Origin of the sequence: Paraburkholderia sp. (assembly GCF_049581445.1) — a bacterium.
GTDB lineage: Bacteria > Pseudomonadota > Gammaproteobacteria > Burkholderiales > Burkholderiaceae > Paraburkholderia.
Map to the genome: position 1 here is coordinate 18,119 of NZ_JBAURZ010000095.1, position 23,599 is coordinate 41,717.

Annotated in this window: 18 protein-coding genes; 4 read left to right on the forward strand and 14 right to left on the reverse strand. The window is 60.1% G+C overall.

Going from position 1 to position 23,599, the window contains the following annotated elements:
- Nucleotides 1–146: 146 nt before the first annotated feature.
- Together WCA85_RS08545 and WCA85_RS08550 are read left to right on the forward strand one after the other, a co-directional pair.
- Complete coding sequence (locus WCA85_RS08545; protein WP_424062856.1) at nucleotides 147–788, forward strand: LysE family translocator; 642 nt, start codon at nucleotides 147–149, stop codon at nucleotides 786–788.
- The gene (locus WCA85_RS08550) at nucleotides 788–1,171 is read left to right on the forward strand and encodes a hypothetical protein (protein ID WP_424062858.1); all 384 of its coding nucleotides are present in this window, start codon (nucleotides 788–790) and stop codon (nucleotides 1,169–1,171) included. The genes WCA85_RS08545 and WCA85_RS08550 overlap by 1 nt, the downstream gene beginning before the upstream one ends.
- 36 nt (nucleotides 1,172–1,207) lie before the next feature.
- Here WCA85_RS08550 and WCA85_RS08555 read toward each other — a convergent pair whose 3' ends face one another.
- A complete protein-coding gene (locus WCA85_RS08555) occupies nucleotides 1,208–2,917 on the reverse strand; it encodes a SulP family inorganic anion transporter (protein WP_424062860.1) in 1,710 nt (569 codons plus the stop codon).
- Between the two features lie 264 nt (nucleotides 2,918–3,181).
- On the opposite strand from WCA85_RS08555, the gene WCA85_RS08560 reads away from it, so the two are divergent.
- Together WCA85_RS08560 and WCA85_RS08565 are read left to right on the forward strand one after the other, a co-directional pair.
- Nucleotides 3,182–3,379 carry a hypothetical protein gene (locus WCA85_RS08560; protein WP_424062862.1) on the forward strand — a complete coding sequence of 66 codons (198 nt, stop codon included), beginning with the start codon at nucleotides 3,182–3,184 and terminating at the stop codon, nucleotides 3,377–3,379.
- Nucleotides 3,380–3,723: 344 nt separating this feature from the next.
- Complete coding sequence (locus tag WCA85_RS08565; RefSeq protein ID WP_424062864.1) at nucleotides 3,724–4,581, forward strand: PA4780 family RIO1-like protein kinase; 858 nt, start codon at nucleotides 3,724–3,726, stop codon at nucleotides 4,579–4,581.
- Between the two features lie 11 nt (nucleotides 4,582–4,592).
- Here the strand turns inward: WCA85_RS08565 and WCA85_RS08570 are convergent, their stop codons facing one another.
- The 13 genes from WCA85_RS08570 to WCA85_RS08630 all read right to left on the reverse strand — a co-directional run bounded on the left by WCA85_RS08570 (nucleotide 4,593) and on the right by WCA85_RS08630 (nucleotide 23,576).
- Nucleotides 4,593–5,648: a LacI family DNA-binding transcriptional regulator gene (locus WCA85_RS08570; RefSeq protein WP_424062866.1), complete on the reverse strand. Its 1,056-nt coding sequence runs from the start codon at nucleotides 5,646–5,648 to the stop codon at nucleotides 4,593–4,595.
- A gap of 24 nt (nucleotides 5,649–5,672) precedes the next feature.
- Nucleotides 5,673–6,764, reverse strand: a complete 1,092-nt coding sequence (locus WCA85_RS08575) for an ABC transporter ATP-binding protein (RefSeq protein ID WP_424062868.1) — start codon at nucleotides 6,762–6,764, stop codon at nucleotides 5,673–5,675.
- Between the two features lie 3 nt (nucleotides 6,765–6,767).
- Entirely contained in the window at nucleotides 6,768–7,694 is a 927-nt protein-coding gene (locus tag WCA85_RS08580; protein WP_424062869.1) for a carbohydrate ABC transporter permease, read from the reverse strand.
- Nucleotides 7,694–8,629, reverse strand: a complete 936-nt coding sequence (locus WCA85_RS08585) for a carbohydrate ABC transporter permease (protein WP_424062871.1) — start codon at nucleotides 8,627–8,629, stop codon at nucleotides 7,694–7,696. The genes WCA85_RS08580 and WCA85_RS08585 overlap by 1 nt, the downstream gene beginning before the upstream one ends.
- A gap of 8 nt (nucleotides 8,630–8,637) precedes the next feature.
- On the reverse strand, nucleotides 8,638–9,876 hold the full coding sequence (locus tag WCA85_RS08590; protein WP_424062873.1) for an ABC transporter substrate-binding protein: 1,239 nt from the start codon (nucleotides 9,874–9,876) through the stop codon (nucleotides 8,638–8,640).
- An 85-nt stretch (nucleotides 9,877–9,961) separates the two neighbouring features.
- The gene (locus WCA85_RS08595; protein WP_424062874.1) at nucleotides 9,962–11,353 is read right to left on the reverse strand and encodes a GH1 family beta-glucosidase; all 1,392 of its coding nucleotides are present in this window, start codon (nucleotides 11,351–11,353) and stop codon (nucleotides 9,962–9,964) included.
- Between the two features lie 248 nt (nucleotides 11,354–11,601).
- On the reverse strand, nucleotides 11,602–11,823 hold the full coding sequence (locus tag WCA85_RS08600) for a hypothetical protein (protein WP_424062888.1): 222 nt from the start codon (nucleotides 11,821–11,823) through the stop codon (nucleotides 11,602–11,604).
- The gene (locus tag WCA85_RS08605) at nucleotides 11,804–12,148 is read right to left on the reverse strand and encodes an EamA family transporter (RefSeq protein ID WP_424062876.1); all 345 of its coding nucleotides are present in this window, start codon (nucleotides 12,146–12,148) and stop codon (nucleotides 11,804–11,806) included. Before WCA85_RS08605 ends, WCA85_RS08600 begins: the two co-directional genes overlap by 20 nt.
- Nucleotides 12,145–13,326 (reverse strand): hypothetical protein, encoded by a 1,182-nt coding sequence (locus WCA85_RS08610; protein WP_424062877.1) that lies wholly within the window; start codon nucleotides 13,324–13,326, stop codon nucleotides 12,145–12,147. Before WCA85_RS08610 ends, WCA85_RS08605 begins: the two co-directional genes overlap by 4 nt.
- A gap of 12 nt (nucleotides 13,327–13,338) precedes the next feature.
- The gene (locus tag WCA85_RS08615; RefSeq protein WP_424062879.1) at nucleotides 13,339–13,512 is read right to left on the reverse strand and encodes a hypothetical protein; all 174 of its coding nucleotides are present in this window, start codon (nucleotides 13,510–13,512) and stop codon (nucleotides 13,339–13,341) included.
- Nucleotides 13,513–13,568: 56 nt separating this feature from the next.
- Nucleotides 13,569–15,323, reverse strand: a complete 1,755-nt coding sequence (locus WCA85_RS08620; protein WP_424062881.1) for a ShlB/FhaC/HecB family hemolysin secretion/activation protein — start codon at nucleotides 15,321–15,323, stop codon at nucleotides 13,569–13,571.
- A 298-nt stretch (nucleotides 15,324–15,621) separates the two neighbouring features.
- Nucleotides 15,622–15,867 carry a hypothetical protein gene (locus WCA85_RS08625; protein ID WP_424062883.1) on the reverse strand — a complete coding sequence of 82 codons (246 nt, stop codon included), beginning with the start codon at nucleotides 15,865–15,867 and terminating at the stop codon, nucleotides 15,622–15,624.
- The gene (locus WCA85_RS08630) at nucleotides 15,864–23,576 is read right to left on the reverse strand and encodes a hemagglutinin repeat-containing protein (protein WP_424062884.1); all 7,713 of its coding nucleotides are present in this window, start codon (nucleotides 23,574–23,576) and stop codon (nucleotides 15,864–15,866) included. Before WCA85_RS08630 ends, WCA85_RS08625 begins: the two co-directional genes overlap by 4 nt.
- Nucleotides 23,577–23,599: the final 23 nt, after the last annotated feature.

The window sequence follows — 23,599 nt, forward strand, 5'->3', positions numbered from 1 at the left end:
GCCAATTGTTCTGTTTCGTTCCGTGCCAACTGTATCTGTGAGAACGCTTTCTCGATCCGGCACAATGGATAAGCGGCCATCGTGCCAACGTGTCATTGACACCTCAGCCCCGAACCCCGAACGCCCTTTATCGAACCCACTGTCCTATGACTGCCAGCGCTTTTCTGTCGGCCAACGTCCTGCTTGCGTATACCGCCTATTTTGTCGGCAGCGCGAGCCCAGGTCCGAGCAATCTCGCCATCATGTCCCTCGCAATGGGTTCAGGCCGCAAGGCCGCTTTCGGCTTTGCGCTCGGCGTCATGTCCGGTTCTTTCTCGTGGGCGCTGCTAGCCACACTCGGTTTGTCCGCCCTGCTTGCCACGTATTCGCAACTACTGGTGGCCATCCGCATCGCCGGTGGACTTTATCTGCTGTGGCTCGCATGGAAATCCGCCCGCTCGGCCCTCACACCGTATAAACCGGAAACCGACATCGCGCGCACGCCGGAACCGTTCGGACGCCTCTACGTGCGTGGCCTGCTCTTGCATCTCACCAACCCCAAGGCGATTCTGGTCTGGCTGTCCATCGTCTCGCTCGCAGTACCTGCGTCAGGCGGCACCGCTACACACACGCTAACTGTCGTACTCGGCTGCATGGGGATCGGCGTGTTCGTGTTCAGCAGCTATGCCGTGCTGTTTTCCACCGCGACTGCGCGCCGCGTGTACGGCTCTATCCGCCGCTGGCTGGACGGCTCACTGGCGGTCGTGTTCAGCGTGGCTGGCCTCAAGCTGCTGACCTCGCGAACCTGATGAGCGCTAAAGACAGGCCCGTCATGCCGGTACGGCGTGGTTCGTTGCAGGCTCGCCTGTATCTGGCGAGCGCTTTCTTTTTGATCGCGGGCCTGATCAGTGCCGTGATTATTTACGCCACGGCGCCCGCGCCGGACAGCGCCGCGCAGTTCTACGGCATAGCCAACAGCCCGCAGTACCAGCAACAACTGGAGATGATCGGCGGCACCGGCGAGGTCGTGCTCGCCGAGTTTCATCAATGGTTCGATAGCCTCTGGCACGGCAAACCTCTCGCGTATACCGTAGCGGTTCTTTGCACGGCGGTCGCGGCTGCATGCTTCCTGGCGGGCCATTTCCTGTTCTTCGAAACGCGGCAGGATCAGACCGACGATCAGAAGTCCTAGGCGAGCAGGTCAGCGCGAAGCGCAAACGCGTGAACGTTACATCACGCCCTGCGCCCGCGAATCTCCGGCGACGCCCACTGCTGCCAGCGCCTCGTGCATCGTGCTAAAAATGCATGACGCCTTGACGATTTCGGTAATGCAATGACGATCCATGTCAGCACGCAGATAGCGATTCACGCGCGCAAATATCACCTCGACATTCTGCTGTCTCAGGGACTCGAACAAATCGGCCAGCGAGCGTGCCGCGGAATAATCCAGGTCCGTAATCGCGCTTGCATCTACGACGAACCAGCGCACCTTGTCTGGCGCTTTGTCGATCACCATACGTACTTCTTCGACGAAGAAATGGTCGTTGGCATAGAACAGATCCGCACCGAAGCGATAGACGATCAGCCCTGGCGCGGTCTGTGTGCCTGGCTGCGACGGGGCCGGCTGCCAGCGTCCATCGGAACCGGGTCTGAGCAACATGGTGTGCGGCCGGTAGCTATGGCGGACATGACGTAGCAGCGACAGCGCGACAGCGATCAGGATCCCATGCTCGACCCCGAGCACCACGACCGCGATCGCGGTGAACACAGCCAGCGTGAATTCGCCCGGGCTTTCGCCTCGAATCTCAAGCAGGCTTTGCACATTGATCAGGCCGATCGCGATCGTAAACACGATCCCCGCCAGCACGCAGTGCGGCAGGTATTGCAAAAACTTGCTGAAAAACAGCAGCACCACCACGACCACCGCCGCAAACACCACTTGTGCGAACTGACTGCGCGAGCCGGCGCGATCAGCCATCGCGGTCTGGGTCGGGCTGCCATTGACGACGAATGCTCCCGTAAACGCCGACGCCGTGTTGGCCGCAGCCAGACCCAGAATGTCCGCGTTCAGGTCGACGTCCTCGTGATAGCGTTGCGCAAAGACCCGCCCCGCCGCCGCGCTCTGCGCGACGATCATCACGAAGCAGGAAGCGGCGACCGGTATCAGATCCAGCAGTTGCCGCCAGCTCGCAGCAGGCAGCCGAAACGGCGGCAGACCCCCGGCAACCGGTCCGAGAATCGCAATGCCGTGCTCGGCGAAGTGATAGACGTTGCTGGCCGCGATGCCGCCCACCACCGCCAGCAGCGGCACCGGCAAGCGCGGCGAAAAGCGCTTGGCCAGCAGAATCGCCGCCACCACCACGAACGAAATCGCGAACGTCGGCACGTTCGCGTGCCCAAGGTGAGCGGCAACCTGCGCTAACTGGTCGAGACTGCGCGGTGAGGTCGTCGCGATCCCCAGCATGTCGCCCAGCATCGCAATGCCCACCTGCACGCCAACGCCCGCGAGAAAACCCACCAGCACGGTGCGCGACAGGAAGTCCGCGAGAAACCCCAGCTTGAATATACGCGCGGTCAGCAGCAGTACGGCGGTGAGCAGCGCGACCATGCCCGCGAGCGCGATATATTCGCCGCTCCCGATCGGAGCCATCGTAGAGAGCTTGCTGGCAAAAATCGTGGCCGTTGCCGAATCGGCAGCAACCACCAGATGGCGCGATGCGCCGAAGAAGGCAAACGCCACCAACGGCAGGAATACCGTATAAAGTCCGGTCACGGCAGGCATGCCGGCAATGCGCGCGTAACCGAGCACCTGCGGGATGTCCATCGACGCCAGCATGACGCCGGCGATACCGTCGCGCAGTGCAGCGGCGCGACTCAGTGGAAGAACAGCTTTCAACAAGCTAAAACGTGAGGCTAATTTTTCTAGTCGTGCTTGCATGCGCGGTTGCGGTGCCATCAGATGTTGGGGAATTCCGCATCCTGCCGCGAGTGGGCACTTAAGCGCAAGGCTCAATTGCTAATGGGCTGAGATGGCGATACACGCCAGGCAGACAAGCAGAGCGGCGAAAAACCCCGTGTGAGCGGGCGTGGCCCGTAAGGACTGAAACGCCGAACAAACAGTCAGCAACCACTGAAACTTCTGCACAGCCCTGAAAAATGCCGTCGACGGATGCGATGGTCTGCACGAACGCGCTGAAAGCAGATGGAAAGCCCGCTTGAGCTTCATTCGGTCTGCGGCGTCGGCATCGATGAAACGCCTTCAAACCCTGATCGTGCCGGCCCCCCAACCATCGAGGCGACGGCTTTACCGCTTGAGTTGCCCCGTGCGCGGATCGACAAGGCGGGCAAAGCCGAACAGCGCGGCTATAGCAAGCGGGCACGCAATAAAGAAAGCGGTTAGCATCCTTCACCCCGTAACAAAATGTTTCAAAGAGTCTAAAGGATCGACCGTGCTTTTAAATCTAGGGAAAGCCCGCAAACCTAGATGTGGAGCCGCTCTCGCCTCAAAATGGCAATCGTTTGCGCGAAGTTTTCTGCTTATATTTGCGAGCAAACGCACCAAGCCGCCGCTGAGTTGAACGCGAAGCGGCCGCGAATTCTGCCAATTGTCGTGGACCCCTTATAATCCGGCATGACTCAATTTCTGCCCCACGCTGCCCATTCGCAGCCCGCCGCCCTTGCGCGATTCGCTATCCAACCGCCTGCTACGCTCCGCCGCCTGTGCCCGCACCCGGTGGTGGCCGCATGAAAACACCTAAACGTTTGCTCCCGCTTGTCGAAGAGGGCCTGATCGACGAAGTCATCAGCCAGTTGATGAGCGGCAAGGAAGCCACCGTCTACGTGGTGCGCAGCGGCGACTCGACGCGGTGCGCGAAGGTCTACAAGGACGCCAAACAACGCAGCTTCCGTCAGGCAGCGTCGTATCGTGAAGGACGCAAGGTCAAGAACAGCCGCGAAGCACGCGCCCTTGAAAAAGGCAGCCGCTATGGCCGCGAAGTCCAGGAACAGTTGTGGCAGAACGCCGAAGTCGATGCGCTGTTTCGCCTCGCGAATGCCGGCGTGCGCGTGCCGCAACCGTATATCTGCACGGACGGTGTGCTGTTGATGGAACTGGTCGCGGACGCGGACGGCAATGTCGCGCCGCGCCTGAACGATGTCGACATGAGCGAGGCTCGTGCTGTTGAACTGCACGCGCTGCTGCTCAACCAGGTGGTGCGGATGCTCTGCGCCGGGGTGATTCACGGCGATCTTTCGGAGTACAACATTCTTCTGGCTGCGGACGGTCCCGTAATCATCGATCTGCCGCAGGCCGTCGACGCCGCCGGCAATCTCGAAGCCCCCGCCATGCTCGAGCGTGACGTGGACAATCTCGCGTCGTACTTCGGCCGCTTCGCGCCGCATCTGCTCGACGCGAGCTATGGCAAAGAGATCTGGGCACTCTTCGAAGGCGGCGCGTTACACGTGGATGTGCAATTGACCGGCCGTGTCGAACAGGACACGACTCCGATCGATCTTGACGCCGTGCTGCAGGAACTCGAAGACACGCGTCTCGATGAAGAAGCGCGCGTGCGACACGAACAGAGCCTGCGCAGCAACGCCTGAACGGCCATGCGTCAATTTCCCGTTGACGTACTGCGGCGTGTTTTCATCGTCATGGATCGCGGCTTTGCCGCAGCTACCGAGGCGCGCATCGTCACCGTCACCGGAAACTCGCGAAAGATTTCCCATGCGGTGCCGTAGCATTGATTCACCAGCCAGCGCACCGCGTTCTGCGTCAGCTCGGCCGTCGGGATATGAACGGACGTGAGCGCGGGCGCCGCATAGGCTGCGGAATAGTCGTCGTCGTAGCCGATCACCGACACGTCTCCCGGCACCGAGATACCTGCCTGCTGCAGGCATGCAAGCGCACTCACAGCCATCGTGTCGTTCGCGCAAAAGAGCCCCGTAAAGTACGGCGCGGATTCGAGTAGCGTCTGCGCGGCGGCATAGCCCCCTTCGGGCGAGAAGTCCGATTCGATCAGTGTGATCGCCGCACGTTCGATGCCGCAGCGAGCCAGCTCAGCGAAAAACCCCTCAAGACGCGCCACATTGTCCGACGCGGTAGACGGCCCCGCTATCACGGCAATGTCCCGATGGCCATGCTCGAACAAGGTACGCGCCGCCAGTTCGCCGCCGCGATAATGATCCGCGCAAAACGACGCATCCGGCAATTGATCAAACGCTCGATTGAGAAACACCATCTTGGGATGCATGCGATGCAGCAGATTCAGGTCCTCGTCATGCAGATCATGGCTGATCACTACCACCCCGTCGCAATCGCGGGCAATCAGAAAGCGCACCGCTTCCATGGCTTGTTCACGCGGCGACGACTCGCCACAACCGGTCGCCACCACCACGTGACGATGTATGGCCCGCAATTCGATATCGGTCTGCTTGAGGATGGTGCCGTAGTACGAGCCGAAAAAGGTCGGCACGAAGAGCCCGATCATGCCGAGCGATTGCGTCGCCATGGCGCGGCCAATTGACGAGGGGCGGAAGTTTAGCGCCTCAATGGCGGCCTGCACGCGACGAGCAGCATCGGCCGACACCGGCCCTTTGCCGGATATCGCCCGCGATGCTGTCGACATTCCGACACCCGCCAGTTCAGCCACGTCTTTCAAGGTTGCCACACACGCTCCGTCAAACCAGGCTGTTCACAGACGGGCGCCACTGGCCTCGTCAAACAGGGAAATATGCGCACTGTCGAGCGAAAAAGCACACGCCTCTCCTTCCGCGACAGGTGTTTTGTGCTGATCGATCGACGCGATCTGCGCGTCATGATAATCGAGCCAAATCACACGGTGGTTGCCCATCGGCTCGACCAGCGAAACCTTGCCGCTTTGCGCAAGGCCGCCATCCGATGCTGCGGTCCGCACATCTTCGGGACGTATACCGAGTACACAGGGCAGCGTCGTATCGGGCAACGTCTTGAACGGGTAGCGCGACACGTCCAGATCGAGATGCGGCGTACGAAAACGCATGCCCTCTTCGCGCCGCTCCAGCCGACCTTTCAGTAGATTCATCGCCGGGGAGCCGAGAAACGTCGCGACGAACAGGTTATTCGGCCGTGCATACACCTCGGCGGGCGTGCCAATCTGCTGGATCACGCCGCCACGCATCACGGCCATCCGCGTGGCGAGCGTCATCGCCTCCACCTGATCGTGCGTCACGTAAATCATCGTGGCGCCCAGGCGCTGATGCAGTTGCTTCAACTCACGCCGCAACTCAGTGCGCAGCTTCGCGTCGAGGTTGGATAGCGGTTCGTCGAACAGAAACACGTCGGCCTCGCGCACGATTGCGCGGCCAATCGCCACCCGCTGGCGCTGACCGCCCGACAGTTGCGCCGGCTTGCGCTTGAGCAGCGGCCCGAGTTGCAGCATCTCCGAAGCCCGCGTGACACGGCGGTCGATTTCCGCCTTCGGTGTGCCATTGATACGCAATGCAAACGAAAGGTTTCGCTCTACGCTCATGGTGGGATAAAGCGCGTAGGACTGAAACACCAGCGCAATGCGGCGGTCTTTCGGATCGGCCCACGTCATGTCCTGGCCGCCGATTTCGATGCTGCCATCCGCAACGTCGATCAACCCCGCAATGCTGTGCAGCAAGGTGGATTTTCCACAACCGGACGGCCCGAGCAGCACGACAAATTCGCCGGCGTTCACATCGAGATCGAGTTCCTCGATGATCGTATTCGCGCCTAGCTCGATGCGCAGATTGCGGATCGACACGTTCGATACGTTGGTCATGCACTATCCCTTGACTGCGCCAGAAGCAATGCCGCGCACAAACCAGCGGCCCGAGACGAAATAGATGGCGAGCGGCACCATCGACGTCAGGATCGTCGCCGCCATGTTCACGTTGTACAGACGCTCGCCGGTCGTGGTGTTGATGATGTTGTTCAACTGCACCGTCATAGGAAGGTTTTTGGTGCCTGCGAACACCAGGCCCAGAATGAAGTCATTCCAGATGCCGGTGACTTGCATGATGACGGCGACGACGATGATCGGCGTCGACATCGGCAGCATTAGCTGCAAAAAGATGCGCCAGAAACCACCGCCGTCGATGCGCGCGGCCTTGAACAGCTCAAGCGGAATCGACGCATAGTAGTTGCGAAACAGCAGCGTCATGATCGGCATGCCGAAGATCGTGTGAATCACCACGATGCCCGGCAACGAACTGAACAGATGCACGCTCGCCAGCACGCGCACCAGCGGATAGACCATCACCTGGACCGGAATAAACGCGCCCATCAGCAGAATCGCGAACAGCAGACCCGCGCCACGAGGCCGCCAGAACGATAGCGCATAGCCGTTCACCGCGCCGATCGCGATGGACAGGATCGTGCTGGGCACCACAATACGCACCGAGTTCCAGAAGCCGACTTGAATACCATTGCAGTCAAGCCCCGTGCACGCGGATTCCCACGCATCGCGCCACGGCGCCAACGTGAAATGCGCAGGCAACGCCATCATGTTGCCGAGTCGAATCTCCGTCATGGGTTTGACCGAGGTCACCAGCATCACATACAGCGGCAACAGGAAGAACAACGCTGCAGTCAGAAGAAACGCATATACGCCAAGGCGCGCCGGTGTGAAGCGCGCGCGCCCCTTTTTGGGGGATCTGGCGGCGGCCTTCGCAGTGGGTCTTACTGAATCAGCAGGACGGGCGGTATTCATCAAACGTCCCTTCGCAAGGCGGCGCGGCTGCGCATATAGAAGAACGGCGCGAGTATCGCCAGCACGGTAGTCAGCAGTACGATCGATGCCGCCGATGCGAGACCGATGTTGGCGCGGCCGAACAGATAATCCATGATGAATTTTGCCGGCACTTCGCTTGCCGTCCCTGGACCGCCCTGGGTCATTGCCACGACCGCGTCGTAGAGTTTCACGACCATTACGAATAGCAGCACAAAGGCCGTAGACATCGACGATTTCAGCATCGGCACCACGATGCTGGCATAGACTCGCCAGCGGGGGATACCGTCAATGCGAGAAGCCTTCCAGATCTCGTCGTCGATCCCACGCAAGCCGGCCAGCAACAACGCCATCACCAGCCCCGACGCTTGCCAGACGGTGGCGATCACTAGCGTGTAGATCACCCAGTCCTGATCGACGATCCAGTCAAAGCGCGCGTGCGTAAAGCCGATCCGATGCAACACCTGCTGCACACCCAGTTCCGGATTGAGAATCCATTGCCAAACGAGGCCGGTGGCGACAAACGACATCGCATACGGATAGAGGAATACCGTGCGCAGGGCGCCCTCCGCCACCACCCGCTGATCGATGAAGATTGCCAGCAGCAAACCGATCACCATGCACGCGATGATGAAACAGATGGCGTAGACAACGATGTTCTGCAGCGACACCATCCAGCGATCGTTGTGGAACAGGCGCACGTACTGCGAGACCCCGGCGAAGCCACCCGACGGGAACGTGCGCGAGTAGCTCAGCGACACCCGCGCGGTCCACAGCATCGTACCGAGATAAGCAAAGACGACGGTCAAGACCATCGGCAACAAGGCCAGCCAGGCAGCCAGCGGCCAACGCCGGCCAAGCGGCTTGTTCCGCTTGACCCGGTTGGCCGCTGCCGAAGTCAACCCGAGTGCGCGCATTGCGACGCTCAGCTCTTCAGCGCGCTGGCAAAGGCCTTTTGCGCATCGTCGACCGACTCGTTCTTGTTCCAGAAGTTAGTAATGACATCGGTCAACGCGCCTTGCACGTCAGGCGGAATCAGCATCTCCGGATTGGGTAACTGACGGGACTTGTCCTTCATGATCGCAATGCCCTCTTTCGCGCAGATATCCAGGCTCGACGTATCCACGTCCGGGCGAATCGGAATCGAGCCTTTCTTCGCGCTAAAAGCGACCTGCGCCGATGGCGAGGTCATTACCGTGGCCAGCAGATTTTGCGACTTCACCGCCTCCGGGTTATCCGTCTTCGGGAACACAAACACGTCGCCTGCCACCATATACGGCGAATGCGGACCAAAACCCGGGAAGCAGCCGAAGTCTTTACCCGGCACCTGATTGGCTGCCGAGAACTCGCCCTTCGCCCAGTCACCCATGATCTGCATGCCTGCCTTGCCGGAAATCACCAGCGCGGTGGCGTCATTCCAGTTACGGCCCGGCGAGCCTGGATCGACGTAGTTATGCAAACGCTTGAAGGTGGTCAGCACGTTCTTGAACGCCGCTGAATTCACCGCGTTCTGGTCACGGTCACGATAGACCTTCATATAGAGGTCGGTGCCGCCCACATCGGCGAACACTGCATCGAACGTGATCTTCTCCTGCCACGCCTGGCCACCGAGCGCGAGCGGAATCATGCCGGCCGCTTTCAGCTTGTCCAGATCCGTGAAGAGGTCGTTAAAGGTCTGCGGCTCTCCTGTGATGCCGGCCTTCGCGAAGGCCGGCTTCGAATAGAAGAACCAGTCCTGCATGTGAATATCGACGGGCGCCGCGTAGAAGTGCCCGTTGACCTTGATGGAGTCGAGAATCGATTGCGGGAAAATGGCGTTCCAGTTTTCCTTCGCAGCCACCGCATCCACGTTATTGAGCATGCCCTGATCGATCAGGTCATGAAACTGCTTAGACGTATTGAACTGGGCCGCTGTGGGTGGATCACCGCCGACGATCCGGTTGATTGCGGTAGAGCGCGCCTGGTCGGCACCAGCCACCGCATTGTCGACCCATAGACCACCCGCCTTGTCGTAAGCGTCTGCAAATTGACGAATGGCGGCTGATTCACCGCCCGAAGTCCACCAGTGAATCACATTGGCTTTCAACGGATCGGCGTGAGCCACGATGCTGTTGAGTGCCAGTGCCAGGGCGATACCGCTCAAGAGTTTTTTCTTGCAGTTCATTCCGTCTCCTCCGGGCTTTGCGCCCTTGTTTCAGGTCGACATACAAACCAGCTTACGCCATCAGATGCGGGTCTCAGTTACGTGCTCAGTTACGTGACTCCCGTTCCGCGAGAAACTTTGCAATCAGTTCCGCACTGCGTTTGACGGTGCGCTTTTGCGTTTCATAATCGACGTGCACCACACCGAAACGCCGCTCGTAACCGAAGGCCCATTCGAAGTTATCCATCAGCGACCAGACGAAGTAGCCGCGAATGTCCACGCCTGCCTTGATCGCGCTATCCACCGCGGCGAGGTGGCGCTTGAGAAACGAAATACGCTGCGGATCGTCGACGCGTCCATCGATTACTTCGTCATCCGAAGCCATGCCGTTCTCGGTGATGTAGATGGGCGGCAGGTTCGAATAGTTGCGGTTAAAGCCGATCAGCAGATCGCGCAAGCCATCCGGATAGACTTCCCAGCCCATCTGCGTGCGTTCGACATTCTCCAGCGGTACTTCGGTGAAACCGTGCGCACCGTCGCTCTTTACGTTGGTGCGGAAGTAATAGTTGATACCCAGGAAGTCGATCGGTGCGGCAATCGTTTTCAGGTCGCCATCCAGCACAAGCGGTTCGGTACCCGGCCAGAGTTCGAACAGATCCTCAGGGTACGCGCCTTTGAGCAACGGGTCGAGAATCCACGCGTTATGCTGAACCTCGAACCGATGCGCCGCGCGACGGTCCTCGGCACTCTCCGAGTTCGCGGTGCCGCGGCCGATGTTCGCGACAATCCCCTTCATCGAGGTGGGATCGTTGGCGCGCAAAATGGGCACCGCGAGGCCATGCGCGAGCAACAGGTGGTGCATCGCCTGCGTAGCAAAGCGGCCATTCGAGAGGCCCGGCGCATGATGGCCATTGCCATACCCGAGGTATGCGGAGCACCACGGCTCGTTGAGCGTCGCCCAGGCGTCGACCTGGCCCGCGAGTTCGCGGCTCATCAGATCGGCATAGTCGGCAAAGCGGTACGCAGTATCGCGATTGAGCCAGCCGCCACGATCTTCCAGATGCTGCGGCAAGTCCCAGTGGTACAGCGTCACGAAGGTCTTGAGACCCTTTTCCTTGAGGCGCGCGAGGAGCCGTTTATAGAAATCGATGCCCTTCTGGTTGGGGCGGCCGGCTTCGTCCATCACGCGCGGCCATGCAATCGACAGACGGTACGCTTCGAAGTTGAGCCCCGACAGCATGTCGAAGTCGGTTTCCCAACGGTGATAATGATCGCAGGCTACTTCGCCGGTGTCGCCGGCAAGCACTTTGCCGGGTGTCGCCGAGAAGGTGTCCCAGATGGAGGGCAGTCGGCCGTCTTCTTTGACCGCGCCTTCGATCTGATACGACGCGGTTGCCGCGCCGAGCAGGAAATCCTTGCGCCAAAGCGCGGAGTCGGCCGGTGGCGAGAACGGATCACCGTTCGAGCCAGAGGACAGAGCGGATGCTTCGATTGCCATGGATTCTCCTATGTCGACCGGAGTTAGCGCTTTAGCTGGCGGCCGGAGGTCGCGCTTTAGCTCGTTACTCCGGTCCCATGCAAAGCTCGACGTGATTGAACCGGGTTGTGTGGAAGCTCGGAAGATCCTCTGCAAAAATCGCAGTGGAAGCGCTTCCACAAGACCTGCGCACGATAGCAGTCGCGAATTCCTCGCAGCAATCAGGGTTTGTCTGGATAGGGTCGGTGGGTTGCAACGCCCCGTTTCGCTTAGTCAGAGCCGTACTTCGGCGAGTGCGGACCATACAACAGTCCATTCGGTTGCCCCGCAGACAGCAGTCGGCGGCTAGTCAGCCCAGCCACGTCATAGCCATTGTGTTTGTAGATGGGCGTGCCGGCGAAGAGGTCATAGGCGAATCCGCCGAAGCGAGTACCGCATCCATCCGGCTGGTCGTGAGCGAAGTATTTACGGTCACGCCTGTCTTGTGACAAGCCAAATTCCGACCAGGATAACGAACGAACCAACGGCTTGCATCGGCTTCAACGTTTGCTCATACAACGCGGTAAACGTTAACACCACGAGGATCGAGATTGCGACCATAAGCGGATATGCCGTACTGAGACTGATCCTGCGCAGTGCAATTGCGTACAGTACAAATCCGATTCCATAGGAGCCTATCGCGGCGCCCCGGAGCGCGATGGGCAACAAGGATGTCGCCGTTGCAGCGATGCTTTCAAGCGCTGCCAGACGCAAAAGGACGCCTGCCATGCCCCCGAACGCGCCACTGACCAAAATCAGCATCCAGACAACTGTCATGCCACCACCTCGCTGTCAGCCGCGATCAAAACATTTCGATCTGCGTCGATCTGCCGGTCATACATGCCACCGCCAAAAATCTGGTTGAAACGGACGGCGCCATACAGCGCAATCAGGACGATTGAGGGGAATACTGTGGAGAAGTTACGTGTCTCGTCGCAATACCCGAACAGCACGAAGAGCACTAGTACCGGTAGAAAAGCAGCGAAGAAGTATTGCCGATATAGCGCAGGCGATGCTCGCCATGCTGCGCGGAAGAACACCGCACCAGGCACAAGCATCAGCGGATTTTGCAGGCTCGGTGTGAAGATGCCCTTACCGATCAGGTTGTAGAACGCAAAGTAGGAGCGTGGATCGGCCCAAAACTTCAGGTTGTCCCACAGGTGGAATTCGACGAATCCACCAGCATTCGCGTCATAGCCGCTCATAATGAAATGCCGGGTGAGCGCGCATATCGCGAGCTGACCGACTGCCCACGCGATCCGGTGGCCGAGGGACACGTATGAACCCTGCAGAAAGAACAGCGCGAGCGGGACCAGAAAGAACGTTTCCTTGTTGCACGAAAACAAGGCTACGACGGCCGTGCAGATATCCATCCTGCCCTTAAGCACGCTGTAGCATGCGGCAAGCACCCCGAACATCTCGATGAAGTCATAGTAGTAACCGCCGCGCTGGAACGTGAGCGGATAGACGAAGCTGAATGCGGTAACAAATCCAGTGGCTTGACCGAATGTCAGGCCATGTAGACGCGCCAGCTTGTACACGATCAACAACGCGAACACCGTTGAAAGAACGACCACGAGATACACCAGATGGTACGTGATGGCGACTGTAGGAGTCCAGAATTCGTCGGGCACACCATGGAAGTAGCCGTTGCGCATCGAGTCGTAGCGCGTGATTGATTTGAACAGCTTGTTCTGTACATCCGTGCCTAGTTGTTCTGTCACCCACTTCGCCGCCTTCGGTAACGAGGAACGGTACACATAGGGCTTCGGCGCCGCGCCGTTCATCATGCCGACGAGACTATAGCTCGATGCATAATCATGTTTCTGATCATCCCGGAAACCCCATTTCAGAAGCACGCTGTTGGTGATGTTTCCCGCACAGACGAGCAGCAAGACAAACACAATTGCGAATCGGCTGAACGCCAGTACCCCGTTTCTGTTTTTCAAACTCATTTTCGGCTGCTGTCAAAACTGGATAAAGTGGGCTGTCATCATGGCGGTGGGCATGATGACTATGGTGAGACGGCTGCGACGATCTCCGGCCATATAAAGGATCGGACCGTCGCGCATCGTGCCGCGAACCGTCTTGTATGGTCCATCCATGATCGTTACTTCACCCTCGAATTTAGTACTATTCATTTCGGTTCATCCTGTTTGTTGGGTCTCCCAGGCTATTTTTTGGTCGTATTGCAAAGTCAGAACTGCGCGGTGGCCTGCACCGCGACCGTCGCTCGCGCAGTCGCGAATCCCGCCGGTTTGTAAATCGGCGTGCCGGCGAACAGGTCATAGGCGAATCCGCCGATCGGCGTCCCGATGCTGCCGCGAATGCCTATTACGGCACCCGCGAGTTGCGTCCCCGGCAGAAATGCCGTGTTCGGTCCGAATACGCGCCCGTAGTCAATCCCCGCATAGACCGCCTGACCCGTCTGTCCGATGGGCATCTGCAATTCGTTGCGCCAGTAAAATCCCCTTTCCGCCGCGAGCATTGTTTCGCCGTCGAAGCCGCGCACCGTGTAGCGGCTGCCGATGGTCAGATCGTCCAGATAGAACAGTGTGTCGTTCGTAAACTGGCCGTGTACCGTCGTCACGTAGCGAAACGGTTGTGTCGCGATCAAGAACGGAACCGAGAGGTTCGCATCGAGTACGGCCATGTGAAACCGGTAGGTCGGACCGTTCGGGTAAGGGTCCGGTCTCGCGCCAAACCCACCAATACCCTGACGGTACGCGAGCGTGCCATCGAGCTGCGCAGCGCCAAGGTAATGCCGGTCCGTCATGCCCGCTTCGATGAACGTGTTGTTGCGCTTCTGCTGCACAATGTCCGTGTCGTCGATAAAGCTGTCGCCGAAGCGCTTCGATAGCTGGAACTCCGCACCAAGCACGTCGCTCTGGCTGCGGCTGATAACACGTTGCAGTTTCAACGCGGCCGTCTGTGAATTGCCGCTTGAGACAAACGCCTGGTTCACGCCCGCTATCTGCTGGTAGTAGGTGTTCGTGTTACCCGACAGTGTCGCGGTCCAGTATCCCCACGGCAGCGAATACAAACCATTGAAGCCGTGCGAGCCCAAACCCTTGTCGTCGAATTCCAGATCCTGACTGGCGCCGGCCGTGAACACGTCATTTAGCCCGAGCGGGTTGTCGATGCCGATGCTGAGATTGCCCTGTAGCTTGCCGGTTGCGCGCGAGCCTGAATTGTCTACCGACGCAACGACGCTCCACGGTTTTGCACGCGTCACCGTCAGCACGATATCGCTTTCGCCTGGCGTGTCGGTCGGCTCGATCTTCATTTCCACGTCCTGACTGCTAACGCGTTTCATCTGTTCCAGGCCCTGCTCAAGCGCGCGAAGATTCAGCATGTCGCCATTGCGTGAAGGAAAGGCAGACTTCCACGTGCCGCGTGTGTTCTTGTCGGCAAAGCGTAGATGCCGCACGACACCCGGCACGAGGGCGAATTTCAGTTCGCCCGTTGACAGATCCTGTTCGGGTAACAGCACGCGAGTGGTGATATAGCCCTGACTCAGGATGGCCTGCTGCAATCCTTTTGTGAGCGTGTCGAGTCCGGCCTTGCCGACGCACTGCCCGCGGTAGTGGTCGAGCCATTCGCGTGCGAATGCGAAGCGGTCGAGCGGCAATTCTGATGCTCCCTGACTGCGTACCGCATCCGGCAGGTTAAGTGGCACATCGAGAGCGAACGAGTCGATACGAAAGCACGGTTTCTCTGCCGGTAGTCCGGGCCGGGCTTCCACGCCTCGGACTTCCCAGCGGACGGTTGGCGCCTGTACGGTTGCCTCGCGCTGCTGCGCGTCGCGCTGCTGCTGGATCTGCTGGTTCTGTTCGGCATTGGCCCGCGCCGCCGCTGCTGTGTCTGGCGGAGTCCTCGTGTTCTGCGCCTGACCCGCGAGCGATACCAGGGCTGTGAGCGGCAGAGCCGCCAGCCTCGTTCTGATTTTCATGGGTGTTTCGTTCCGTGATTCGATACGACGTGTAGCAGCGGACAGCGTTAGCCCGCTGCTACCTCGGCGGCTGTCGTCGAACGGTTTTAACCCAAAAGCTTTTGCGCGGCACGAATAGCCGCCGACTGTTGCTACGGGGAGCCCTAGAAGAGACATCGCCATTGCGACCGCTAGGGGCAACCGATTCAAAGATAGACCGAAATAAGTCATTGCAAAACCCAGCGCAATGAGAGATAGGCGCACCCAACCAGCGAGGTTTCCATCAACGACCATTTGCAATTTCGTATTCTCGTCAAACCTACTTTTCGTCTTCTGAGGTCTCTTCGCGTTCCTCATTCTTCAAGGCGCGACGCTCCCTCATAAATTGATAGGTCACGGTTACGAGAAAAGTTAGATAAACAGGAACTCCAATAAGAACTGGTTTCCAACCGGCTCCTTGCGCAGTAGAGAAGCCTAAAGCAACCAGGACCATACCCAATATCCCCAGATAGCCGATGGCAAACCGCCTATAGATCGACTTGTGTTTCAAGTGATAGTCCATCATTTTTTGGCCGCGGAATTTTTCGAATTTTCAATGGCTGCTTGCATAGGTCCCGGGACGATTTGGAATAAATATCCCAGAGTTGCGCCCATTGAGCCTGGAACCAGACTTTGAGCGAAGCTACCGGTTATTCCTGTTCCAATACCAATCCCTGCCGACAAACCTGCACTGCTGGACGGGTTGGTCATGGCGGTGGTACCGAAAGCACCTACGCCCGCGGCCAAAGAGTTGTAGACGCCCACAACCGCTTTGCCTGCCTTTGACGTCCCCAATGTGTTTAGCGGCAATGCAAACGGCGCAAGGGCCGCCGCGACTGTTCCCGCAAGCGCTGCATTCTGATAGCTCGGCTGATCCCCCGACAGCTTGTTTTGGTAGCTAATCGCATCTCCAGCATAGGTAAAGGCCGTGCCCGTCGACCATGCTGTTGCGAGATCGGCCAGTATGGTTCCTGCTGCAGCGCCTCCCGTCACTGATCCCGCAAGCAGCGTCGCTCCGGTGCGCGCAAGAGTGTTGCCAACCGGGTCTTTGTCGTAGTTGGCTGCAACAAGTTGATCGAAAGTCTTTCCCTTGTCAATCTGACTCTGTCCGGCGTTATACGCGTCCTGGTTGCTGGCAATATACTGGCTGTTGTAGTCGTGATTTGCGTATTGCGGATCGTTCCTGTAGCCGTCGCAGTTCAGGTTCTGGCATCCGATGATCGAGCGAACTTCATAGTCGTGCACGCCGCCCGATGCATTCGATGTCTGCTTGTCCGAGTTGCGTAGAATTTCAGCGACGATCCGGCCCTCGGCTTCCTGTTCACTGATTCCAAGCTGCTTGGCGACAAGCGGAGCTTCTTTCTTCGCCTGCGCGTATTCGTCAGGGTGGAGTTGTCTATTGAACCGGTCAGCGTTATAGGCGGACGATGCGCCCGCGTCGCCACCGATAGCACCGCCCGCGCCGGTAGCAATCACGTTTGCGACAATATTGCCAAGCACCTGGTTCAAGTCCGCGTTACCGATCGGGTTCGAGCCCGCAATCGCGCCGCTCAGTTCGTTGAGCTTGCCCCCTGCAATTGAGGCGATACCTGCGCCTGCCGCGCCGCCAATCGCGTTGCCGCCAGCGAGCCCGGTCACGAGCGCCGCGCCAGAAGCCTGCATGATTGCTCGCGAGGTGCCGCCTTCTTTCCACTCGTCCATTTCCGCCTGGTCGCCTGCGGCCTGCGCTTCCGTGAATTTCGAATCAGCGAAGTCCCCAACGCGTCGCGACACGGCTTCGCCAGCCGCACCCGCAGCGGTCATCATGTCCGATTGCCGGTCGAGCAGGTTGTTCATGTCCGGCAGTTTTGCGACCGTACCGTTGGTGTTCGACGTGTCGCGGTTCAGGCTCGCAATGTCCTGCGTCTGATGGTCCGCATCGGTCACGCTGATGGTGCCCGCGCTGATGCCGCTTTTCGTCGTTGCGCTATCGCTGCCGCTATCGTTCTGGTTCACCATTGGCGCACCGCCGCCTGCGTTCTTGCCGGACGTGCTGCCGTGCGTGGGGTAGTTGTTGCCCCCGTCGCCAGTCGTCACGCCCGCGCTAATTCCGAACGAATTCGCCTTGTAGGTGGACGAGTTCTCTATGTCGGAGAACGTCAGCGTGCCCGTCGAGAGCATGTTCTTCGATGCATCCGCATCGCTCGCGATAACCGCACCATGCAGGTCCGTATTGCCCTTGACGCTGATGTTGAATCCCCCGTCGCCGGCCTGGATGCCTGCCTGCTCGTTCACGCCCGCATAGCTGCCGTTCGCATTGCCATGCTGCGTGCTGAAGTTGCCGCTCGCGCCGCCCATGCTGGCACTGAAACCGCCGCCCGCACTTTCCTGATGCGCCGCGCTCGACATCGTGTCCTGCACGCTCGCGATGTTCAGGTTGCCCCCGATGTCCGCATTCACCTGACGGCCATTGACGTTCGCGCCGATGACGTTGGTATCGCCGCCCGAGATAATCGTCGCGGTGTTGGCGGCCGTCACATGCGTGTTGTTCTGCATGGTCGCATCGCTGTTGCCATTGCCGTGCGCCTTCGATGCGGACGCATCGACGCCCCAACCGCCGGTGCCATAGGACACGCCCACGCTCGCGCTGCTCGACTGGTTCGTGCTGCGGGTGGAATCCGTATCTGTCGTGTTGACGAGATTCACCTGGTTGTTTGCCGCGAGAATCACGTTGTTCGCGTTCACGTTCGAGCCGGCAATGGTCACGTTGCCACTACTGCCGGGCGTCCCGTTGCCGGTCGCGACAAACGCAGCCGTGCCGCCCGCCGTCACATTCGAACCGCGATTCGTGGCCGAATCTTCCGAATAGGTGTTCTCGCTGTGGCTGCTGCCGTAGCTCAGTTCTACCTTGACTTCGGGTTTCGCGCCGCTCGCCAGGCCGCCCTCGAGGCCGGGCGCTGCGCCTGCCGCATCCACTGCGCCGCTGGCTGCCGCAATGCCATGCAATGCCGCCGCGCGGTCGTCCTGGCTGTGACTTGCCGCATGGGCCTGGTCTACCGTGTTCGATACTGTGTCGATAACCGGCGACTTGATCGCGAGGGTAAAGCCGCTCTTGCTGACCGTCTGCTTTTCGTCGTGGTGGTACGTGTCGGTCGCTGAGTCGATGGTGACGTTCGCGCCCGTACCCGTGACGTTCTTCGCTGCAATCAGGTCGCTACCCGTGACGTGCAGATCGTTACCCGCGACGATATTCAGGCTGCCGTTCAGCGAACCAATCGTGCTGCCCGTGTTCGTCACCTGCGACGTGTTGGCCGTATTGGTCTGCGTCTGGCTGCCGACCGATATCCCGATGCCGCCGCCCGTGCCGAAGCCCGATTCGTGCTTCTGGTAGTAGCTCGACGTGGTCTGCGTGTGCTGCGAGGTGGTGATAGTCACGTTGCCGCCGGCCGCGAGATTCACGTCGTTCGTACCGGCGATGGTCGCACCTTTCACGGACAGGTCTTTACCGGCGCTGATGTTGACCGAGTCGCCCGATACAGTACTCGCGACGCCGATATTGGCCTGCGTGGTCTGGCTGGTGTTCGTGGTGGAACCGTGGAAAGCACTGCCGCGCTTCGATTCGGTGGCGGAATATGAATCATGTTCCTCGCGCGCCTCGTTGATGCTCACGTTGCCAGTTGCCACGATGTTCGCAGCGCCTGTGCCTGTCGAGAGGGACGAACCGGTCAACGTAACGTTGCCTTTCGTCGCGTCTGCATTAAGTGCACCAAGCGTACCGCCGCCGCCCGCGGTGAAAGTCGTACCGACTGCCTGCTCGTCGTAACTGCGGTCTGACTGCTTGCGCGTCCTGTCGTCAGTGGCGACGTTGTTGTACGTCGCCGTGTTGGTAACGTTGGTCGCCGTCAGGTTGCCGCCCGCGACTATTGCCACGTCGCCGCCCGCCGCGACAGTCGCGCCCTTGAACGTCATGTCGTTACCGCTCTGCATCGCGAGGCTACCGCCTGCACTGATGCCGCTCGTCTGGTTGAGCGTGCTGCTCGCTTCCCAATGGTGCTGGTCATTCTTCGTCACCGACTGCGACGTGTCCGACTGCACCGTATCAACGTTGATATCATGGCCGGCCGCGATCTGCGCGTTACCGCCGGCCTCGATGCTGGCGCCGTGAACCATCAGGTCGTTGCCTGCCGCGATGACCATGTCGCCGGTCGATGCAATCGTGCCCTGCGCACCGACGAGGCTCTGGCTGACCTTGCTGTTGCCGGCGCTCGAACTGACGCCCACCGTATCCACCAGTGTCGTGTTGACGATGTCATGGCCCGCCAGCACGGCCACACGGTTGCCAGTGATCCGGCCCGACGCGTTGACCACATCATTCGTCGCGGCAATCACGGTCGTGCCGCTGTCGGTACTGCTGCCGATCGAGCCGCCGCGGTTCACGATATTGGTCGCGCTGATAACGGTCTGCGTGCCGCCCTTGATGACGCCCGAATTGGTCGCGCTGCCGGTTGCATGAATCTCGACATCGTCGGCCGCAATCAGTGCGCCGGTCGGTTGCAGGTCGTTAGCATTCGCGTGCGCGAGATAGACCACGGGCGCCAGTACCTGCTGCGTGCTGCCGTCCGGCAGGGTCACGGTCTGGCTGACCATCCATACGATATCGCTCGTCAGTGCATCCATCTGCGCGGCGGTCAGCGCCATGCCCGGTTCGAGGCTAAATTCCTTTGCGACGTTCACGCCGTTGTCCATCAGCGCGCGGTACTCGTCCTCGTTGCTCGTATAGCCTTGCAGGTACACGCGGCCGGTCAGCTGGGTAATCTGGTTGCGCACAAGCTGTTCTTCATATGCTCCATCGCCGAGCCGCTTGATGGTTTTCGACGGATCGAGCTCGAGCGCGCCGAGCATGTAGTCGCTGGAAATGAAGCTCGAATAGCTCGTCAGACGCGGGTCGGTCACGACGAGATACGCTGCACCTGCGGCCGTGTTGAAGGTGTACAGACCGCTCGACGGCAATGTGATATTCAGCGCGCCAGTCGGTCCCGCGATGGACTGCGGCGCGTTAATGGTCTGCGTTTGGCCGGTGGCGAGGTTGACGGTCTGCGCACCGCTGCGTGTGATGCCGCCCACTGTGCCGTTCGTGCCGAGCGTGCCGCCGGTCGCCCCCGTGGCCGAGTTAGCCGCCGCGACGTTCGTGTTGTTGATATCGGTGGCACGGATCTGCACCGCGTTGTTCGCGATGATCGTGCCGCCTGTGCCACCGATCGCAACGGGAGACAGCACAATCGACGGCTCAACCACCGTTCCCACGTCGCGCGAAATATTCTCGTTCCATGCGTAGGTCGAAACGATGTCCTGCTTCTGGTACTCGTATAGCGTCTGGCCGGTGTTGTTGACGAGCGCACCGCCATAGGCATCGCTGCCGATCGCGATGGCGCTGCCCGCGCCAATCGCGCTGTATGCATTGTTCAGTGTGCCGACGTTCGCCAGCACCATGTTGCCGCCCGCCACGAGTTGCGCCTGCTGTGCCTGCGGCCCGACTACCTCGTCTTGCTGCGTGGTGGTGGTCGTGTCGCGCGCAATCTCGACGCGCTGATAGCCCTTGTGCGCATCGTTGCGCGACGCGTATTCAGTGGCCGGGTCGTAGTTGACGTTCGGATCGTAGCCGTCCCAATAGCTGACGGTAATCGTGCCGTCGCTGTTGGCCGTCATCGTGTTGTAGTAAATCGTCTGGTTCTGGCCGTTGACGTTCACCACCAGCACGTTGCCGGTGGCGTTCGGCCCCGACGCTTCCGACACAACCTGCACGCCTGAATAGGTCGCGTTGATCGGCGCGATGTAGCCGTTATTCCACATGTCCTGCGTGCAGTAACCTTTATCGCCGCCCGTCGTCGTGCAGGCCATGTATTCGGCGCGCTTGGTCTGATGAACTGTGTCGACATCGGTTGTCACCGTCTCAACCGTAGGCGCCGGGCGCGTGTTGGTCAGCGTCTGCGTAGCGACTTCGAGATTACCCTGTGCCTCTACCGTTGACTGGGCGTTGGTGAAGGAATTGCCGCGGTTCGCGAGCAGGCCGTTTTCATCGCGTGTGGCGTCTGCGGCACTGTTGATATCGCCGAGACTGAACATGGTCGCGCCGCCCGTGTTCGAAATGTCGCCGGGCGAATAAAGGTTCAGTTGCGAAGCCGCAGCCATCACGGCCGCCGCGCCCGTGTTCGCAATCGAACCGGCGTTCAGCGTGACCGTGTTGCCGATGATCGTTGCCGTGTTGACCAGTGACCCGCTGTGCGTCGTCACCTTATCGCCTTCAATGCGGCCCTCGTTGGTGAGCACGTTCGCAGCGTTGACCGTCGTACTGGACGAATTCAGGTCTGCGCCGGCCTGGTTATCGACACTGGCCGCGTTGACCGTCAGAGCATTAACCGCGCCGAGTGTGCCCTGATTCGTGAAGTTACCTGACGTGGTAAAGGTCAGGTCGTGATTTGCCTGGATCTGGTTTGTACCGTCGAGCGTGTAATCACCGTTGACGGTCACCGCCCCATCGTTACCGGCAATGATCCGGCCATCACCGGTAAGCTGGTTCGTCGTGACGGCCAGGTCTCGGTCGCTGCCGATTGCGCCGCCCTGGTTGGCAAGCGAGCCCGCAGCAATCGCGATGCTGCCGCCGCTGCCCGTGTCGTTGCCGATCCTGCCCGACGTGTTATCGAGTGCGAGCGCATTTAATGCGATTGCACCGTTGCCGTGGATCGAGCCGCCCGCGTTCAGGACCGAAGCATTCGGGCCGTTAAGCGTGACGTTATTCGAGCCTGACAGCTTCGCGTTCGTGTTGTCGGCAAGCTGCGCGATGTTCAGCGTCAGGTCGTGGCCTGACACGATCTGCGCGCCGTTCGTATTCGACAGCGTCTGCGTGTTGAGCGTCAGGTCGCCATTGCCGCCCATCGTGCCAGCGCCTGCCACACCACCCGTGTTGCTGTTCGTGATTCCGGCCGCGCTGATTGTCGTCGCGCCGTTGCCCGTGTTCGCGATGCGGCCGTTCGTGTTGTCGAGCGAGGCGCCTGCCACCTGCATGGTGGCGTCCGTACCGTCCGCTTCGATCTGGCCGCCCGTGTTATCAAGCGTCCCCTGTGCAGTCGCTGTAGCGTTGCCGGTGCCCTGGATCATGCCGGCGCGGTTTGCCAGCACGCTGCCGGACTGCACGGTCGTAGCACCGGCTGCCGTGATCGCGCCGCCTGAGTTGTCGACGCTCGCACCCGATACCGACACGTCGCCATTGCCGCCAATCAGGCCGTTATTCGTGTTCGTCAGTGCGCCGGCCGCATTGACCGTCGTCGCACCCGTGCCACCGTTGGCAATCGAACCGCCGTCATTCGCCACCGACTGCGCGGATACCCCGAGTGCATCATTGGCCTGGATCGTTCCGCCTGCGTTGTTGAGTGCGCCCGCGTCGGTCACGCTCACGTTCTGCGCGCCGATATAACCGCCTGCGCTGTTGTCCAGCGATGCGAGTCTGAGCGTGGCCGACGACTGGGCCGCGAACGTGCCGCCGCGGTTCGACACCGCGCCGCCGTCGATGGTCAATGCGCCGTTGGTCGCGATCGTTCCGCCATTGTTCGAGAGCGTTCCGGTTTTGACTGACAGCGTGCCATTGCCGGAACTGGCGATCGTGCCGTTGTCGTTGAGCAGGGTGGCGGGGCCGAGCACGAGATTCGCGCTGTTCGTCTGGAGCGTACCGCCGGTATTGTCGAGCGTGCCGGATACGTTGACGGTCGTCGCGCCGCTGCCGGTCTGCGTGATTGCACCACTGTGGTTGACGAGGCTCGTCGCGGCAAGCGTGAGCTGGTCCGCGCTCGTCGAGCCGCCACTGTTATCGAACGTCGCGGCGCTGATAACCGCCTGATGGCCGGCCGCGATCGTGCTCGCGTTGGTCAGCGTCGTGCCGGCGGATGCGTTCACGTTGCCATTGGCTGCGAGCGTACCGCCGTTGAATAGCGTTTGAACCGCTGCCACCATCAGGTTCTGCACGGTCGAAATCGAACCCGCGTTTGCAATCTGTCCGGCCTGCACCATGACGTTGCCGTTCCCGCCAATCGTGCCGCCTGCGCCGTTGTTCAGCAGCCCAGTGGTCGAGAAGTTCAGGCCGTCAGCGTTGAGCGACGCAACACGTCCGGCCGTGTTGTCGAATGACCCGGCGCTCGCCGTGAGTGCGCCCGCCGCCTGCATCGTGCCGCCTGCGTTCGAGACTGCGCCCGTGACGTTTTCCATCAGCGTGCCGCCCGCTACCATCT